This is a genomic window from Pseudomonas sp. QS1027 (genome assembly GCF_002814235.1).
In the GTDB taxonomy this organism is placed as follows: domain Bacteria; phylum Pseudomonadota; class Gammaproteobacteria; order Pseudomonadales; family Pseudomonadaceae; genus Aquipseudomonas.
In genome coordinates, this window is record NZ_PHSU01000031.1 from 61,718 (window position 1) to 78,723 (window position 17,006).

Sequence of the window (17,006 nt, forward strand, 5' to 3'; positions counted from 1 at the left end):
ATTCAATCGGTGTGACGAGTGCCGTAGTGCTTCAATAATTCCACACGCCGGGAGGGCTGTAAGTTGGCCAGCCTTACATTTCCTTCATAGTGCGCCAGTACCCGATGATCCATCAGTCTTCGCCAGAGAAATGGCACATAGGCCCAGACAATCATGCTTGCGTAACCATAAGGCAGTTGTGGCGACTCATCGAAGTGGCGCAAGGCCTGATAACTGCGCGTCGGATACGCATGGTGATCGGAATGCCGCTGAAGTTGAAAGAGGAAGATATTGGTGACAATCCGATTGCTGTTCCAGGAGTGCCGTGGCGAACAGCGCTCATAACGGCCGTTGGGCAACTTCTGGCGCATCAGGCCATAGTGTTCGACATAGTTCACCACTTCCAGCAACGAGAACCCGTAGATGCCCTGGATCAGCAGGAAAGGAATCACCGCGCTGCCCAGCCAGAGGATCAGGCCTCCCCACATCACCACGCTGAACATCCAGGCGCCGAGCACGGTGTTTTTCCAGTGCAGGGCCGGCAGCCCGAGTTTGCCCAACCGATCGCGCTCCAGGTGCCAGGCCGAACGCAGACTGTGGTACACCGAGCGCGGCAGGAACTGCCAGAAACTTTCCCCCAGTCGCGAGCTGGCCGGATCTTCCGGGGTGGCAACCCGCACGTGGTGACCACGATTGTGCTCGACGAAGAAGTGCCCATAGAAGGTCGGCGCCAGGGACAACTTCGCCAGGAACTGCTCCAGCGGCCGGGTCTTGTGTCCCAGCTCATGGGCAATGTTGATGGCAATCCCGGTGGCGGCCCCGGTGGACATCGCCATGCCCAGGTAGGTGAAGGCACTGACACTGCCATGGACCTGGGCGCGTTCGGTGATATAGGCCAGCAGGGTCGCCAGTCCGCCGTGCAACGACCACGCCTCGCCGAGCCGCAACAGCCCGCCACCGATCAACCAGTCGATGCCACCCGCCGCCAGCCAGGCGGTGCTGATCATCGACAGGGTGACCAGGGCCACGCAGGTGTAGATGATCCAGCGGTAGTAGGTTTGTTTCTCCAGATCCGGAACCACGGTTTCCGGTGGATTGCTGCGGTCTTCACCAAGCAGGCCGTCGATCATCGGGATCAACCCGAAGATCACCAGCACCCCGCTCCACCACAAGCACTGGATGCCCGTGGTGAGGGCGAACAGGCCGGACAGGAGTGGCGTGGCCATCGGTAAAGCACCGAGCCACCACAGATGCCGCTTGCCATCGGTCCAGACGCCAGGTGCCGCCAGGGAAGCGCTCATGGTAGCCTCCGCAGGATCGCAACGACACACGACCGCACATCCGACTGATGGGCAGGCAGGGAGAAAGCAAATGCGTCAGAAAGCGTTATTTTCATTATTTTAATCGCTCAATTGCACTTTTAAAAAAAACATTCAAAACATTTTTTTAAATATTTAGCCCGATTTCGTTAGCTCGTCAACTATTTTTTTATCGAATGTTGAATGTCGTCACGTCACGCTGGATCAACCTGCAAACCGCTCGCTCAGGAAGTCCCCAGCACCGGGGCCGCCAGATCCACGGCAAGACAGGGTTGCGGTTTTGCCCGCAGGGCAATGCTGCGAACCAGCTCGACCACCGGCTCCACGGCGGTGACCGGCAACATGTGCCCGGCCCCTTCGACAATCTCCAGGCACAGGCCTGGCAGCTTGCCGAGCATCGATTCGCCGTGCTTGCGGTGGCTCAGCACGCGGTCCCGGGAGCCATAGATCAGGCCCACTGGCAGCTTGAGGGAGGGATAACGCCTGACCATGTCCGGGAGATCGTCGTTCACCGTGGCGATCTCGCTGGAGGCGCAATAGAAGTTGCGGCTGCGCAAGCCCAGCAACCCACCACCGCGCTCGGCAAAGTCATGGGGCGGCGACTCGGGGGCGAATACCGCCCTGATCAGGGCCTTGCGCCCGAGCAGCCCGATGGGCGCGGCCAGGACTTGCGCAAACCAGCGTCGCAGAAACGCCGGCCTCACCCCCAACGACAGAAACACCGGGGGCAGGATGGGCTGGGGATGGGTCAAGGGCGCCACCAGTACCAGGCCGCACACCGACTGCGGATGATTCAGCGCCAGGGACAACGCCAAGGCGCCGCCGAGGGAATGGCCGAGTACCAGGGGGCGGTCGAGATCCAGTTTGCCGATGAATTCGGCGATCAGGGCGGCCTGGGCCGGGATATCGACCCCGGCGCCAGGCCTGCGGGAGGAGTAGCCGGAGCCGGGACGGTCCAGGCTGATCACCCGGAACTCTTCGCGCAAACGCGGCGACAAGGCATAGGTCAGGTTGCGTCCACAGCCGGACAGCCCATGGATCATCACCAGGGCCGGGCCGCTGCCCTCATCCACATAATGAATCCACTCGCCGCCCACCTCGATGAAACGCCCCTCGGGCGGCACCGCGGCTTCGATGCTCCGGTTGATCCGTGAGCTGATGACCCATAGCGCGGCATTCGCCGCCGCAAAGAGTGCAACCCCAACGCCCCATCCCATTGCTCGCCCCTCGCATCCCTGCCCCAAGGCGCGGCGCCGGGATTGGCTGCCACCTCGAGAATCGCCTACACCTGATGAACAGGCCCATCGGTCGGATGAGTCGCCAGGGTTCGGCAGAACACTAGCGTAGGCGATATTTTCAGGTAAGTTATTTAAATTATTTTTTAAAACATTTAATTTAATTATGCAATGCTGAGTGTTCATCCAGCGCTGCCACTCACCGGCAGGCGTTGCCACAATCGAGGTACACACCATGAATGCGTACTCGTCACCCCCGCCAGATGGCGAAGCCGTTGATATCGCGATCATCGGCGCCGGCTTTGCCGGATTGTGCATGGCCATCCGCCTGAAGCAGGCCGGCATCAGCGATTTCTTCGTCGCCGAACGGGCCGACAGCCTGGGCGGTACCTGGCGCGACAACCACTATCCGGGCTGCGCCTGCGATGTGCAGTCGCATGTCTACTCCTTCTCTTTCGCGCCCAATCCGCACTGGAGCCGGCAGTTTGCGCCACAGGCGGAAATCCGCGCCTATCTGGAACGTTGCGCGAAGGATTTCGGCGTCACCCCCCATCTGCATTTCGACATGGCCCTGAGCCGCGCGGTGTTCGACGAAAGCCGCCAGCGCTGGGCCCTGAGCTTTGCCAACGGGCGCCAGCTGTCGGCGCGGGTGCTGATTTCCGGCATGGGCGGACTCTCCCGCCCCGCGCTGCCGGATATTCCGGGACTGGCGGACTTCCAGGGCAAAAGCTTCCATTCCCAGCACTGGGATCATGGCTATGCACTGGAAGGCAAACGGGTCGCGGTGATCGGCACCGGGGCCAGCGCAATCCAGTTCGTGCCACAGATCGCCCCGCGGGTCGCGCACCTGAGCCTGTTCCAGCGCACGCCACCGTGGATCCTGCCCAAGCCCGACCGTGAACTGTCGACGGCCGAACGCTGGCTGTTCCGACACCTGCCGTTTACCCAGCGCCTGGCCCGCTCGGCCATTTACTGGGCCCTGGAAAGCCGGGTGATTGCCTTCGCCCGCTATCCGAAACTGATGAAGCTGGTACAGAGAATTGCCGTGCGCCATCTGCATCGGCAGGTTGCCGCACCGACATTGCGCAAGACCCTGACGCCCGACTACACCATCGGTTGCAAGCGCATCCTGATTTCCAACGACTACTACCCGGCACTGGCGCGCAGCCACGTGAAAGTGGTCAGCCAGGCCGTCACGCGGATCGAGGCCGATGCCGTGATCAGCGCCGACGGCGTGCGCCATCCCGTCGACTGCCTGATCTTCGGTACCGGCTTCCAGGCCACCGAGCCCCTGCCCCGCGGCCTGATCAGCGGACGCAACGGCCTCGATGTGCTCGATGCCTGGGCCGACGGCGCCCACGCCTACCTGGGCACCTGCCTGCCGGGCTATCCGAATTTCTTCATGATCATCGGCCCGAACACCGGGCTGGGGCACAACTCGATGATCCTGATGATCGAGGCCCAGGTGACCTACATCCTCCAGGCCCTTGAGCAAATGCGCAGCCAGTGGATCGAAACCCTGGAGATCAAGCCCGAGGTGGAAAACCGCTACAACGAGCGGCTCCAGCAGCAGCTCCAGCGCGCGATCTGGTCAACCGGCGGCTGTCGCAGCTGGTACCTGGACCCGCGTACCGGCAAGAACACCACCCTCTGGCCCGGCTCGACCTGGCGTTTCCGTCAGGTCACCCGCCACTTCCAGCTCAGCGACTACAAGGTCGGCGCCCGGATATCCCCCCACCCGGAACAGGCCCCCGCTCAAGCCCAAGCCCCCGGAGGCCGGCCATGAAAACCTTCGACGGCAAAGTCGCCGCCATTACCGGAGCCGGGGCCGGCATGGGCCGCGCCCTGGCCATTGCCTTGGCCCGCGAAGGTTGCCATCTGGCCCTGGCGGACAAGAATCCCCAAGGCCTGGCACAGACCCTGGAACTGGCCCGGGCCGCCGCACTGCTACCGCTGCGCATGACCACCCAGGTCCTCGATGTCGCCGAACGCCAGGCCCTGTTCGACTGGGCGGCGGCCACAGCCGCCGAGCATGGCGGCGTCAACCTGGTGTTCAACAATGCCGGGGTGGCGCTGTCGAGCACCATCGAAGGCATGAGCCAGGAAGACCTCGACTGGATCGTCGGAATCAACTTCTGGGGCGTGGTCCATGGCACCCAGGCCTTCCTGCCCTACCTCAGGCAGGCCGGCAACGGCCATATCATCAACACCTCCAGCGTGTTCGGGCTGTTCGCCCAACCGGGGATGAGCGCCTACAACGCCAGCAAGTTCGCCGTGCGCGGCTTTACCGAATCATTGCGCCAGGAGCTTGATCTGATGGACATCGGCGTCTCCGCCACTTGCGTGCACCCTGGCGGGATAAAGACCGATATCGCCCGTTCCAGCCGGATCAGCGACAACGTCAAGGGCCTGCTCATCGACAACGAGGAACAGGCCCGGGCGGATTTCGAGAAGCTGTTTATCACCGATGCCGACCAGGCCGCCCGGGTGATCCTGCGCGGCGTACGGAAAAACCGCCGACGGGTGCTGATCGGCCGCGACGCCCATGCCCTGGACCTGTTGGTGCGCCTGCTGCCCGGCGCCTATCAGGCCCTGGTGGTGTTCGTCACCCGTCAGATGTCGCCTTCGGGCAAACGCAAGCCCCGGCCCGACGCCAGTGACGCCGGCGGTCTCAATTGAAAGGAGTACCCGTCATGCAGCCTGTACGCCGTGATGTTCGTGTCGACCTGCCCGCCGAGCGTGCCAAGGACTGGCATGCCCAGGGGCCGTGGGTCACGCATTTCTTCAATGCCCTGTCCTTGCTGTTTCCCTCTGGCGAACTGTTCTTCATGGACAGCGTGCGCCATTACCGGGACCGGGTGCACGACCCCGAGCTCAAGCGCCAGATCCAGGGTTTCATTGGCCAGGAAGCCATGCACAGCCGCGAGCACCTGCGCTACAACGACATGCTGCAAGCCGCCGGCCTGCCGGCACACAAGCTCGACCGACGCTTGCGGATCATTCTCGACTTCCAGAAAAAGTACTTTCCGCCCGCCTTCAACCTGGGCATCACCATTGCCCTGGAGCATTACACGGCGATGCTCGCCGACCTGATGCTGCGCGACCCGAGCCGCTTCGGCGACTCGGTCGAGGGTTATCGGCAGATGTGGATGTGGCATGCGCTGGAGGAGACCGAGCACAAGTCGGTGGCCTTCGATGTGTGGAATGCCGCGCTCAAGCCGGGGCTGGGGCGCTACCTGATCCGTGTCGGCAGCATGCTCAGCACCACGCTGATGTTCTGGCTGGTGGTGTTCGACTTTCATGTGCGCCTGCTGATCGCCGACCGCAAGGCCGGTCATCAGCTGAAAGGTTGCTGGACCATGCTCAAGTACCTGTTCGGTCGCCGCGGCGTGTTTCCGCGTATCGCCCTGCCCTGGCTGGATTACTTCAAGCCAGGCTTCCATCCCTGGGATCATGACAACCGCGAGCATCTGCAACGCATCGATGCCCTGGTCGAGGCAATGAATAACCAGCGCCCCTGAGCGAAGCGCCCTGGCCTGTCAGTCGGGTTCTACCGGCTGGACCTGACTGGCGGTGTCGATACTCACCACCACCGACAGCCCCGGGCGCAGCCGATCGATCTCCTCCTGCCCCGGGTCGACGATGATCCGTACCGGCACCCGCTGGGCGATCTTGACGAAGTTGCCGGTGGCGTTGTCGGCCTGCAACAGGCTGAACTCCGAGCCGGTCGCCGGGGCAATGCGCTGCACCCGGCCAGTAAAGCGTCGATGATTGAGGGCATCAACGGTAAAACTCGCCGCCTGCCCCACCCGCACCGCCGCCATCTGGGTTTCCTTCATATTGGCGATCACCCAATGCCGATCCGGCACCAGGGCCATCAACTGCGCGCCGGAGTTCACATAGGCCCCCAGCCGCACGCCAATCTGCCCCAGTTGGCCGTCCCGGGGGGCGGTGATCCGGGTATTCGACAAATCGATCCTGGCCAGCTCCACCGATGCCTCGGCGTTGGTCACCGCCGCCTCCAGGGAGCCACGGTTGACCAGCACGGTTTGCAGGTCCTGACGGGAAATATCCAGCGCCGCCTTCGCCTGGGCCACCGCCGCGTCCGTCTGGGCATGGTCGGCACGGGTCACGTCGAGCTCGCGGCGGGACACCGAGCCATCGGCGATCAGCGCTTCGTTGCGCTTGAGGTCGGCGCTGCTCTTGAGCACCTGGGCCCGGCTGTTGTCGAGGGCCGCCTGGCGCTGGGCAATGGTCGCCTCGGCACTGCGGCGCTGTTGCAGGTTGTTGGCCAGGGCGGCCTTCTGCACGTCCAGTTGGGCCAGCGCCTGGTCCAGTCGCTGCTTATAGATGCGGTCGTCGAGGCGCACCAGCAGCTCGCCGGCCTTGACGAACTGGAAGTCCTGCACCGGCACTTCGTACACATAACCGCTGAGCTGCGGACCGATCAGCGTCACCTGTCCGCGCACCAGGGCGTTCTCGGTGCTTTCGATGGCGCTGCCGAACGGCGGCAGCTGCCAGGCATATAGCACGATCAGCACGCCGGTGATGGCGATCGCGGCAAAGCCCAGGGAGGAGACGATCCGCACCCCCAGGGACCTCGGCTCGGTGGACGAAGCGCCGGCCGGGGTGACCCCTTCGGGGGTGGCGGCAATGGCATTGGTCGTGGTCGCAGGTTCGCTCATCGTGAAGGGGCACCGCTGGTGAGAGTGGAAGACGGGGCGTTGCGGGCAATCTTCTTGTTCATGCTGAGCAACCACAGGCTGCGGGCGAAAATCCACAGCATGGTCAATACGGCGATCACCGCGATCAGCATGAATACATCGTTATAGGCCAGGATATTCGCTTCGCGGGTCGCCGACGCGGCCAACGCCTGCATGCCCTGGGTGGTCCGCGCCGACGGATCGAAAATCACCCCGGCATAGGCCGCACTGCTGCTTTGCAGGCGCGCGGCCACTTGCGGATCGATCAGTGTCAGGTGCTCGACGATGCTACTGGAGTGGAATTTCTCCCGCACCACCTGGAAAGTGCCCAGCAACGCGGAGCCGATCAAGCCGCCGAGATTGTTGCAGATCCCGAACAACACCGAAAAGCTCACCAGGTTGCGCGGGTTGGTCACCACGTTGCGGGTCCCCAGGGCCATGGTCGGGCCGAGGAAAAAGGTCCCGCCGAAGGCCAGCAGGAATTGACTGGCGTACATATTGGCCGGACGTGTCAGGTTGTTGGAGAAACTGTCCATGGACGAACCAACGGCCATCAGCGCCAGGGAAATGATCAGCGGCTTGAGCAGATGATCCGGGTGGATGGTCAGGGCGCTGACCGCCAATCCGGCGATGCTGCCCAGCAACATCACCCCGTAGAGGCTGCGCATCTGCTCGCTGCCCATGTTCAAGGCCTGGAGAAAACCCACCGCGCCGGTGGACTGCTCCGAGAGCACCATGCGGATCAGGATCACCGCCAGCCCCAGGCGGATCATCGCCCCGCTGCCCAGCCAGCGGGTCATCAGCATCGGGTTGCTGCGGTTGTGCTCAATGGCCAGTCCCGCGAGGATCAGCACGATCGAGGCGGCCGAGGCCACTCCGATCCAGGGCGCCTCCAGCCACCAGTCGATCCGCCCCAGCGAGAGCACCGCACACAGCAGCGCGACACCGGTGGCGAGAATGGCGAAGGTCAGGAAATCAAGTTTTTCAAAGGTCTTGAAGCGGTCGCCCGGCGGCAGCTTGAGCAGGAACACGCAACCCAGGGCCGCCAGCGCCAGTCCCAGTTCGAACAGATACAACCCGCGCCACTCGGCGATCTGCAGCAGGTCCTCGGAAAACAGCCGGGCCAGGGGCAGCGCCAACTGCGAGGTGCCCAGCCCCAGCACCAGGGCCTTGAGCCGCCACTTCGCCGGGAAAGCCTGGATCATGTAATACAGCCCCAGGGAACTCAGGGCCGCACCGACCATGCCGTGGGCCGCCCGCACGGCAATCGCCGAACTCAGGTCATTGACGAACAGATGGCCGAAGGTCACCAGCGCATAGAGCACCAGGAACACCTCGGTGAAGGCCCGCAGCCCAAATTGCTGGCGGAACTTCACCAGCAACAGGTTCATCGAGACATTGGTCATGACATAGGCCGCCGGCAACCAGGCGATCTCCGCCGTGGTCGAGCCCAGGGCGCCTTGCAGGTACGGCAGGTTGGCGATCACCAGCGAGTTGCCGAGGCCGCCGGTCAAGGCCACCAGCAGCCCGACCATGGCATAGGCCCAGCGCTTGGGCGTGGAATGCAACGGCGTCGACGGCGATCCGGGCAGGCTGGGGCGCTCGTGGGGCTGCCAGTCGTGCGGCGCGTATTGGTTCATCGGGGCCCTGCTCCAAACACCGGAAAGCGACTCTTTTGCGCGGCTGCACAGATTACCTGAATCGCCGCTGTCTATTGAGCAAAAACAACAGGATGTTCATCTCTTCTTCATAGGCTTTTCACATTTGGGCGTTTACCGTAGAATCCTGCCCGCGCTCCGGGCCAGGGAACTGATAAAAATCATGAACATAACGCTGTTATGCAGCTTTGACATTTCATTTTTTTAGGCTTTAATCGCCGCATGTCTTTTATTACCCCTGTATCATCCCACGGTCATGCCTCTATGCTTGCCCGCATAAAAGGCATCGTTCATTGTGCCTGAGCGTTGAGTCCGGCATGCTATCGGCTGGCTTGAAGCATCGCCGCACCATTGAAACCATTCTGGAAAGAAGCCTTTGAAACCTTATCCAATTCAGCGCGTGTCGATCGTTATCCCGGTCTATAACGAAGAACAGAGCCTGCCTGAACTGTTGCGCCGCACCGAAGCGGCCTGTGCGCAGTTGACCCAGGATGTCGAAATCATCCTGGTCGACGACGGCAGCCGTGATCGCTCCGCCGACATTCTTCAGGAAGCCGCCGAGCGTGAAGGCAGCCCGGTCATCGCCGTGATCCTGAACCGCAACTACGGTCAGCACGCCGCGATCATGGCCGGCTTCGAGCAATCCACCGGTGATGTGGTCATCACCCTGGACGCCGACCTGCAGAACCCGCCGGAAGAAATTCCGCGTCTGGTGGAACAGGCTGCCCTGGGCTTCGACGTGGTCGGTACGGTGCGCAACAATCGCCAGGACTCGGCCCTGCGCCGCTGGCCGTCGCGCCTGATCAACATGGCCGTGCAACGTTCCACCGGCGTCGCCATGAGCGACTACGGCTGCATGTTGCGCGCCTATCGCCGGACCATCGTCGACGCGATGCTGGCCTGCCGCGAGCGCAGCACCTTTATCCCGATCCTGGCCAACAGCTTTGCCCGGCACACCACCGAAGTACTGGTGCAGCACGCCGAACGCGAGCACGGTGACTCGAAATACAGCCCGATGCGCCTGATCAACCTGATGTTCGACCTGGTCACCTGCATGACCACCACGCCCCTGCGGCTGTTGAGCATCATCGGTTTCACCATGGCCGGTCTCGGCGCGCTCTTCGCCATCCTGCTGGTGGTGCTGCGCCTGATCTTCGGTGCCGCCTGGGCTGGTGACGGTTCGTTCGTGCTGTTTGCTATCCTGTTCGTCTTTACCGGCGGTCAGTTCATCGGCATGGGGCTCCTGGGTGAATACCTGGGCCGCATGTACAGTGACGTGCGTGCACGTCCGCGCTTCTTCATCGAGAAAGTGCTGCGTAGCCAGCCTTCTCCTGCCAGCGCTGCTGGTGATACCCCTTCTACTACTACCTCCAATCAGGTCGCACCATGAATCCGAAAGTTGTCGTCTTCGCCTATCACGATATTGGTTGCACCGGCATCGAGTCCCTGCTCGCCGCAGGTTACGACATCGCCGCAGTGTTCACCCATGCCGACGACCCGAAGGAGAACGCCTTCTACGGTTCCGTAGCGCAACTCTGTGCTCGCAAGGGCATTACCGTGCACGCCCCGGAAGATGCCAACCATCCTCTGTGGATCGAGCGCATTGCCAAGCTGAACCCGGACTACATCTTCTCGTTCTACTACCGCAACCTGTTGAGCGAAGAGCTGCTGGCCACCGCCAAGAACGGCGCGTTCAACCTGCACGGTTCCCTGCTGCCACGCTACCGCGGTCGTGCACCGGCCAACTGGGTACTGGTCAACGGCGAAACCGAAACCGGCGTGACCCTGCACCGCATGGTCAAGCGTGCCGATGCCGGTGGCATCCTGGCGCAGAACCGCGTTGCCATCGACCGCACCGACACTGCCCTGACCCTGCACACCAAGCTGCGTGACAGCGCTGCCGCCCTGCTGGGTGAAGCCCTGCCACAACTGGCTGCCGGCAAACTGAGCGAAACCGCCCAGGACGAATCCAAGGCCACCTACTTCGGTCGCCGTACCCCGGCTGACGGCAAGCTGGTCTGGAAAAAGCCTGCCGAAGAGCTGTTCAACCTGGTTCGCGCCGTGACCCAGCCTTACCCGGGTGCTTTCTGCGCCGTGGGCGAGCACAAGCTGATCGTCTGGAGCGCCGAAGTCGTCAAGGGCAACGAAGGCCAGGCCCCTGGCCGTGTGATCAGCGTCGATCCGCTGCGCATCGCTTGCGGTGAAGACTCCCTGGTGATCAAGGCCGGTCAGCGCAACGACGCCGGCCTGTTCCTCAGCGGCCCGCAACTGGCCAACGAGCTGGGCCTGGTGGACGGTTCCTTCCTGCGTGGCGCCGAGTCGGGCCGCAAGCCACGTCGTACCCGCGTACTGATCCTGGGCGTCAACGGCTTCATCGGCAACCACCTGTCCGAGCGCCTGCTGCGTGACGACAAGTACGAAGTCTACGGCCTGGACATCGGTTCGGACGCCATCGAGCGCCTGCGCAGCCACCCGAACTTCCACTTCGTCGAAGGCGATATCAGCATCCACTCCGAGTGGATCGAATATCACATCAAGAAGTGCGACGTGGTCCTGCCGCTGGTGGCCATCGCCACCCCGATCGAATACACCCGCAACCCACTGCGCGTATTCGAACTGGACTTCGAAGAAAACCTGAAACTGGTTCGCTACTGCGTCAAGTACAACAAGCGCGTGATCTTCCCGTCGACTTCCGAAGTCTACGGCATGTGCCAGGACGAGAACTTCGACGAAGACACCTCGAACCTGGTCGTCGGTCCGATCAACAAGCAGCGCTGGATCTACTCGGTTTCCAAGCAGTTGCTGGACCGCGTGATCTGGGCTTACGGCGCCAAGGGCCTGAACTTCACCCTGTTCCGTCCGTTCAACTGGATGGGTCCACGCCTGGACCGTCTGGATTCGGCACGTATCGGCAGCTCCCGTGCCATCACCCAGCTGATCCTGAACCTGGTGGAAGGTACTCCGATCCGTCTGTTCGACGGCGGCGAGCAGAAGCGTTGCTTCACCGACATCGCCGACGGCATCGAGGCCCTGGCCCGTATCGTCGACAACGAAAACGACTGCTGCAACGGCCAGGTCATCAACATCGGTAGCCCGGACAACGAAGCCAGCATCCGTCAGCTGGGCGAAGAACTGCTGCGTCAGTTCGAAGCTCACCCGCTGCGCAGCAACTTCCCTCCGTTCGCCGGTTTCCGCGACGTGGAAAGCAAGGCGTTCTACGGTACTGGCTACCAGGACGTGTCGCACCGCAAACCAAGCGTCGAAAACGCCAAGCGCCTGCTGAACTGGGAGCCTACCGTCGAGATGAGCGAAACCATCGGTAACACCCTGGACTTCTTCCTCAAGGAAGCCATGCTCGAAATCGCGGACAAGCGCTGATGCAGGCTGGACTTCGCATCGATGTGGACACCTATCGCGGCACCCGTGAAGGGGTACCGCGGTTGCTGGAACTGCTCGACGAGGCCCAGGTCAAGGCGACGTTCTTCTTCAGCGTCGGACCGGACAACATGGGGCGCCACTTGTGGCGCCTCATCAAACCCCAGTTCCTCCTGAAGATGCTGCGTTCCAAGGCTGCCAGCCTTTATGGCTGGGACATCTTGCTGGCCGGCACTGCCTGGCCAGGCAAGCCGATCGGTCGGGATCTGGGGCATCTGATGCGCCAGACCCTGGCTGCCGGCCATGAGGTCGGCCTGCACGCCTGGGATCACCACGGTTGGCAGGCCAACGCCGGGCGCTGGAGCGAAGCCGAACTGATCGAACAGATCCGTCGCGGCGTCGATTGCCTGAGCGATATCACCGGGCAAGCCGTCGAATGTTCGGCCACCGCCGGTTGGCGGGCGGACGAGCGTGTCGTGCAAGCCAAGGAGCATTTCGGTTTTCGCTATAACAGCGACTGCCGCGGGCACGGCCTGTTTCTGCCACGGTTGGCGGATGGCAGCCTGGGTACCCCGCAAATTCCCGTGGACCTGCCTACCTTCGACGAAGTCGTGGGTGCGGATCTGGCCGCGAAAGATTTCAATGCGTTCATTCTCGACCGGTTCAGTCCGGCGCGCCTGAATGTCTACACCATTCACGCAGAAGTAGAAGGGATTCTGATGGCAAACGAGTTTCGCCAGCTCCTGGCCCAGGCCAAGGCACGCGATATCGAGTTCCAACCCCTGGTCAATCTATTGCCAGCCCAACTGGACCGCCTGCCCGCAGGGCAATTGGTCCGTGGCACCCTCGGCGGCCGTGAAGGCTGGCTCGGGGTACAGCAGGGATGACCAGGCGCTGGGCTTTGCCGTTACTGTTTCTCGCTTTTCTGCTGTTCTACCTCCTGCCACTGGTCACCCATGGCATGTGGATTCCGGACGAAACCCGCTACGCCCAGATCGGCCAGGAAATGCTCCGGCACGGCCACTGGGCGTCGCCGCACTTCATGGAACTGCGCTACTTCGAAAAACCCATCGCCGGGTACTGGATGATCGCCATCGGTCAGGCCATTTTCGGTGAGAACTTTTTCGGCGTGCGTTTCGCCTCGGCCCTGAGCACCGGGCTGAGCGTATTGTTGGTCTACCTGATCGCCGGGCGCCTGTGGAACGACGAACGCAAGCAGTTTGCCTGCGCCGCCTTGTACATGAGCTTCGGCCTGATCGCCGGGCAAGCCGGTTATGCCAACCTCGATCCGCAATTCACCTTCTGGGTCAACCTGAGCTTCGTCGCCCTGTGGTTCGCCATCGACGGTAGCACCCCGCGGGCACGCCTGTGGTCGTGGGTGGCCCTGGGCCTGGCCTGCGGCATGGGTTTCATGACCAAGGGTTTCCTCGCCCTGATGCTGCCGGTGCTGATCGCCCTGCCCTACATGATCTGGCAGAAGCGTTTCCGCGAACTGGTGGGTTATGGCCTGGTGGCCGTGGCCGTGGCCACGCTGATCAGCCTGCCCTGGGTCCTGGCGGTTCACCTCCAGGAACCGGACTACTGGCGTTTCTTCTTCTGGCACGAGCATATCCGTCGTTTTGCCGCCGAAGACGCGCAGCACACCCGGCCGTGGTGGTTCTACCTGCCGATGATCGTGGTCTCCAGCCTGCCGTGGGCACTTTTGTTGCCGGTGACCCTGAAGGACGCCTGGCGTACCAAGGGCCAGCGCATCACCGTGTTCCTGCTGCTCTGGTTGCTGCTGCCGCTGGCGTTCTTCAGCCTCAGCCGCGGCAAGCTGCCGACCTACATCATGCCGTGCCTGATGCCCCTGGCGTTGCTGATGGGACATTCACTGATGGAGCGCATCAAGCTTGCGCAAGGTCAGGTTCCCCGTCTCAACGGCCTGCTCAACCTGGTACTGGGCCTGGCGGGACTGGCGGCTCTGGTGTATTTCCAGATCAAGCAGCCGTTCTACGATAACGAGCCGTTGCACCTGACCCTGCTCTGCGTCTTCATCGGCAGCTGGATCCTGGTCAATATCCTGCCCGTGCTCAAGCCGCTGACCTTCTGGGCCACGCCGGCGCTGGGCATGGGCATGCTGGTGCTGTTGCTGCCGGCGGCGATGCCGAATGTCATCGTGCACAACAAGATGCCCGACCAGTTCATCGCCCACCATGCCGAGGAACTGAGCCAGAGCCGTCACTTCCTGAGCAATGACCTGGGTGCCGCTTCGGCCCTGGCCTGGCGCATGAAACGCAGCGATATCACCCTCTACAACACCCAGGGTGAATTGCAGTACGGCCTGGGTTATCCCGAGACCGCGGGTCGCGCTCAGGATTTGAGCCAGATCCAGGCCTGGATGGACAACGCCCGCCGTGAAGGCCAGGTCGGCGTGGTGATGCGCGTCAAGGATGAGGACGAACTGCACGAGATCGACCTGCTGCCCAAGGATCATGTTCGCTATGAAGAAGGCAACATGGTTATCCTGATTTTCTCGAAGACCGCCCCATGACCCTGATGTTGTTACTCAGCGCCTGCCTGCTGACGTGCCTGGGCCAGGTCGCGCAGAAGTTTGCCGTCGAAAGCTGGCGCGGCCCGGACCTGGGCATCCTGCATAAACTGCGTTCGCCCTGGCTGTGGCTGGCCCTGGCCAGCCTCGGTTTCGGCCTGCTGGTCTGGCTGCTGGTCCTGCAACGGCTGGAAGTCGGGATTGCCTACCCGATGCTCAGCCTGAACTTTGTCCTGATCACCCTGGTGGCGCGCTACCTGTTCAAGGAGTCGATCGACACCCGCCATTGGTTGGGCGTGGCGTTGATCATCGCCGGTGTGGTCCTGTTGGGGCGTCACGTATGAGCCAGGCTCGTGGTTTTACCCTGGCCACCGGCAGCGTCCTGCTGGTCAGCGGTGCCCAACTGGGCATGCGCTGGAGCATGACGCGCCTGCCGGAACCGACGCAGTGGCTGGACGCCCTGATGACTCAGGACGTATCGTTACTCGCCTTGGGTGTGGTGGCCGGGTCGATCCTCGCCTACGCCCTGTCCATGCTTTGCTGGCTGGCCGCCTTGCGCGACCTGCCATTGGGCCGGGCCTACTCGTTGCTCAGCGTCAGTTACGCGCTGGTCTACCTGTTGGCCGCCGGCCTGCCGTTTTTCAATGAAAGCTTCAGTCTTTCGAAATCGCTGGGAGTGGCCCTGGTCATTCTCGGCGTGTTAACGATCAACTCTCCACGTATACCCCGTCCTAGGGACTCCGTATGAAAATCAGCGTAATTGGTAGCGGTTATGTCGGTCTGGTGCAGGCGACTGTGCTGGCCGAAGTCGGTCATGATGTCGTGTGCATGGACGTCGACCAGAACAAGATCGACTTGCTGCGTAAAGGCCACATCCCCATCTTCGAACCAGGGCTGGAGACCATGGTCAAGAGCAACCTGGAAAGCGGCCGCCTGCACTTCACCAGCGACGAGAAGCTGGCGATCGAGCATGGCCAGGTACTGTTTATCGCCGTCGGCACGCCGTCGGACGAAGACGGTTCGGCTGACCTCAAGTACGTCCTCTCGGTGGGCGATGCCGTGGTCCGCCACCGCGTCGAGCCGCTGATCCTGGTGGAAAAATCCACCGTTCCGGTCGGTACCGGCGACACCCTGCGCGCGCATATCCAAGCCGCCCTGGACAAGGTCGGCCGGACCCTGGAATTCGATATCGTCTCCAACCCGGAATTCCTCAAGGAAGGTTCGGCGGTGGAAGACTGCCGTCGTCCGGACCGGATCGTTATCGGCTGCGAGCGTGAAGAAGTCCGCGAAGTGATGCGCGACCTCTACGCCCCGTTCAACCGCAACCATGACCGCATCATGTTCATGGACCTGCGCAGCGCCGAGCTGACCAAGTACGCCGCCAACTGCATGCTGGCGACCAAGATCAGCTTTATCAACCAGATCGCCGAACTGGCCGAACACCTGGGCGCGGACATCGAAGCCGTGCGCATGGGCATCGGCGCCGACCAGCGCATCGGTTACCACTTCATCTACCCGGGCTGCGGCTACGGCGGTTCGTGCTTCCCTAAAGACATGCGCGCCCTGATCCACAGCGCCCAGGCGGCCAACTGCTCGAGCGACCTGCTGCAAGCGGTGGAAGCGATCAACGAGCGTCAGAAGCACAAGCTGTTCGACCGTCTGAACGCGTTCTACAAGGGCGACCTGAAAGGCAAGACCTTCGCCCTCTGGGGCCTGGCGTTCAAGCCGAACACCGACGACATGCGCGATGCACCGAGCCGCGTGCTGATGGAAGCCCTGTGGGCGGCCGGCGCACAGGTTCGTGCGTTCGACCCGGAAGCCATGCAGGAAACCCAGCGCATCTATCCGGATGAGCCAGGCCTGTCGCTGATGGGCACGCCGGAATCGGCCCTGGTCGGCGCCGACGCGCTGATCATCTGCACCGAATGGCAGCAGTTCAAGGCGCCGGACTTCGAGCTGATCAAGCAGCGCCTGAAAGCGCCGGTGATCTTCGACGGCCGCAACCTGTTCGACGCCAACCGCATGCAACGCAAAGGTTTCACCTACTTTGCGATCGGTCGCGGTGCTTCGCTGGACCTGCCGGTGACCCGTCACGGTCTGGAATGATGCCCTGCCCCTTGTCCAGGGGTGACTGAGCAGACAAACGACGCGGTCATTTCAAAAAAATGACCGCGTTTTCGTTCCTAACGGGTTCGCCCGTTTTTTCA

14 protein-coding genes are annotated in these 17,006 nt (G+C 62.4%); 10 read left to right on the top strand and 4 right to left on the bottom strand.

Annotated features, from left to right (window positions below; genetic code table 11):
* Positions 1–2: 2 nt before the first annotated feature.
* Both CWE01_RS25660 and CWE01_RS25665 read right to left on the bottom strand, forming a co-directional pair.
* Positions 3–1,280: an alkane 1-monooxygenase gene (locus CWE01_RS25660; RefSeq protein ID WP_100943344.1), complete on the bottom strand. Its 1,278-nt coding sequence runs from the start codon at positions 1,278–1,280 to the stop codon at positions 3–5.
* A gap of 242 nt (positions 1,281–1,522) precedes the next feature.
* On the bottom strand, positions 1,523–2,515 hold the full coding sequence (locus CWE01_RS25665) for an alpha/beta fold hydrolase (protein WP_100943345.1): 993 nt from the start codon (positions 2,513–2,515) through the stop codon (positions 1,523–1,525).
* Positions 2,516–2,768: 253 nt separating this feature from the next.
* On the opposite strand from CWE01_RS25665, the gene CWE01_RS25670 reads away from it, so the two are divergent.
* The 3 genes from CWE01_RS25670 to CWE01_RS25680 are packed head-to-tail and all read left to right on the top strand — an operon-like array spanning position 2,769 to position 6,054.
* A complete protein-coding gene (locus CWE01_RS25670; protein ID WP_100943346.1) occupies positions 2,769–4,319 on the top strand; it encodes an NAD(P)/FAD-dependent oxidoreductase in 1,551 nt (516 codons plus the stop codon).
* Complete coding sequence (locus CWE01_RS25675; protein ID WP_100943347.1) at positions 4,316–5,212, top strand: SDR family oxidoreductase; 897 nt, start codon at positions 4,316–4,318, stop codon at positions 5,210–5,212. Before CWE01_RS25670 ends, CWE01_RS25675 begins: the two co-directional genes overlap by 4 nt.
* 14 nt (positions 5,213–5,226) lie before the next feature.
* Positions 5,227–6,054, top strand: a complete 828-nt coding sequence (locus CWE01_RS25680; RefSeq protein WP_100943348.1) for a metal-dependent hydrolase — start codon at positions 5,227–5,229, stop codon at positions 6,052–6,054.
* A gap of 18 nt (positions 6,055–6,072) precedes the next feature.
* Here the strand turns inward: CWE01_RS25680 and CWE01_RS25685 are convergent, their stop codons facing one another.
* Together CWE01_RS25685 and CWE01_RS25690 are read right to left on the bottom strand one after the other, a co-directional pair.
* The gene (locus CWE01_RS25685) at positions 6,073–7,218 is read right to left on the bottom strand and encodes an HlyD family secretion protein (RefSeq protein WP_100943349.1); all 1,146 of its coding nucleotides are present in this window, start codon (positions 7,216–7,218) and stop codon (positions 6,073–6,075) included.
* Complete coding sequence (locus CWE01_RS25690; RefSeq protein ID WP_100943350.1) at positions 7,215–8,876, bottom strand: MFS transporter; 1,662 nt, start codon at positions 8,874–8,876, stop codon at positions 7,215–7,217. The genes CWE01_RS25685 and CWE01_RS25690 overlap by 4 nt, the downstream gene beginning before the upstream one ends.
* A 394-nt stretch (positions 8,877–9,270) precedes the next feature.
* On the opposite strand from CWE01_RS25690, the gene arnC reads away from it, so the two are divergent.
* Genes arnC through CWE01_RS25725 form a run of 7 tightly spaced genes read left to right on the top strand, consistent with a single transcriptional unit; the run spans position 9,271 to position 16,905 of the window.
* Positions 9,271–10,284, top strand: coding sequence for an undecaprenyl-phosphate 4-deoxy-4-formamido-L-arabinose transferase (gene arnC, locus CWE01_RS25695; RefSeq protein ID WP_100943351.1), 1,014 nt, complete (start codon positions 9,271–9,273; stop codon positions 10,282–10,284).
* Positions 10,281–12,272: a bifunctional UDP-4-amino-4-deoxy-L-arabinose formyltransferase/UDP-glucuronic acid oxidase ArnA gene (gene arnA / locus CWE01_RS25700; RefSeq protein WP_100943352.1), complete on the top strand. Its 1,992-nt coding sequence runs from the start codon at positions 10,281–10,283 to the stop codon at positions 12,270–12,272. The genes arnC and arnA overlap by 4 nt, the downstream gene beginning before the upstream one ends.
* Entirely contained in the window at positions 12,272–13,156 is an 885-nt protein-coding gene (gene arnD, locus CWE01_RS25705) for a 4-deoxy-4-formamido-L-arabinose-phosphoundecaprenol deformylase (protein ID WP_100943353.1), read from the top strand. Before arnA ends, arnD begins: the two co-directional genes overlap by 1 nt.
* Positions 13,153–14,802, top strand: a complete 1,650-nt coding sequence (arnT, locus tag CWE01_RS25710) for a lipid IV(A) 4-amino-4-deoxy-L-arabinosyltransferase (protein ID WP_100943354.1) — start codon at positions 13,153–13,155, stop codon at positions 14,800–14,802. Before arnD ends, arnT begins: the two co-directional genes overlap by 4 nt.
* Positions 14,799–15,143 (top strand): 4-amino-4-deoxy-L-arabinose-phosphoundecaprenol flippase subunit ArnE, encoded by a 345-nt coding sequence (gene arnE, locus CWE01_RS25715; RefSeq protein ID WP_100943355.1) that lies wholly within the window; start codon positions 14,799–14,801, stop codon positions 15,141–15,143. The genes arnT and arnE overlap by 4 nt, the downstream gene beginning before the upstream one ends.
* On the top strand, positions 15,140–15,547 hold the full coding sequence (gene arnF, locus CWE01_RS25720) for a 4-amino-4-deoxy-L-arabinose-phosphoundecaprenol flippase subunit ArnF (protein WP_100943356.1): 408 nt from the start codon (positions 15,140–15,142) through the stop codon (positions 15,545–15,547). Before arnE ends, arnF begins: the two co-directional genes overlap by 4 nt.
* Positions 15,544–16,905, top strand: coding sequence for a UDP-glucose/GDP-mannose dehydrogenase family protein (locus CWE01_RS25725; protein ID WP_100943357.1), 1,362 nt, complete (start codon positions 15,544–15,546; stop codon positions 16,903–16,905). The genes arnF and CWE01_RS25725 overlap by 4 nt, the downstream gene beginning before the upstream one ends.
* Positions 16,906–17,006: the final 101 nt, after the last annotated feature.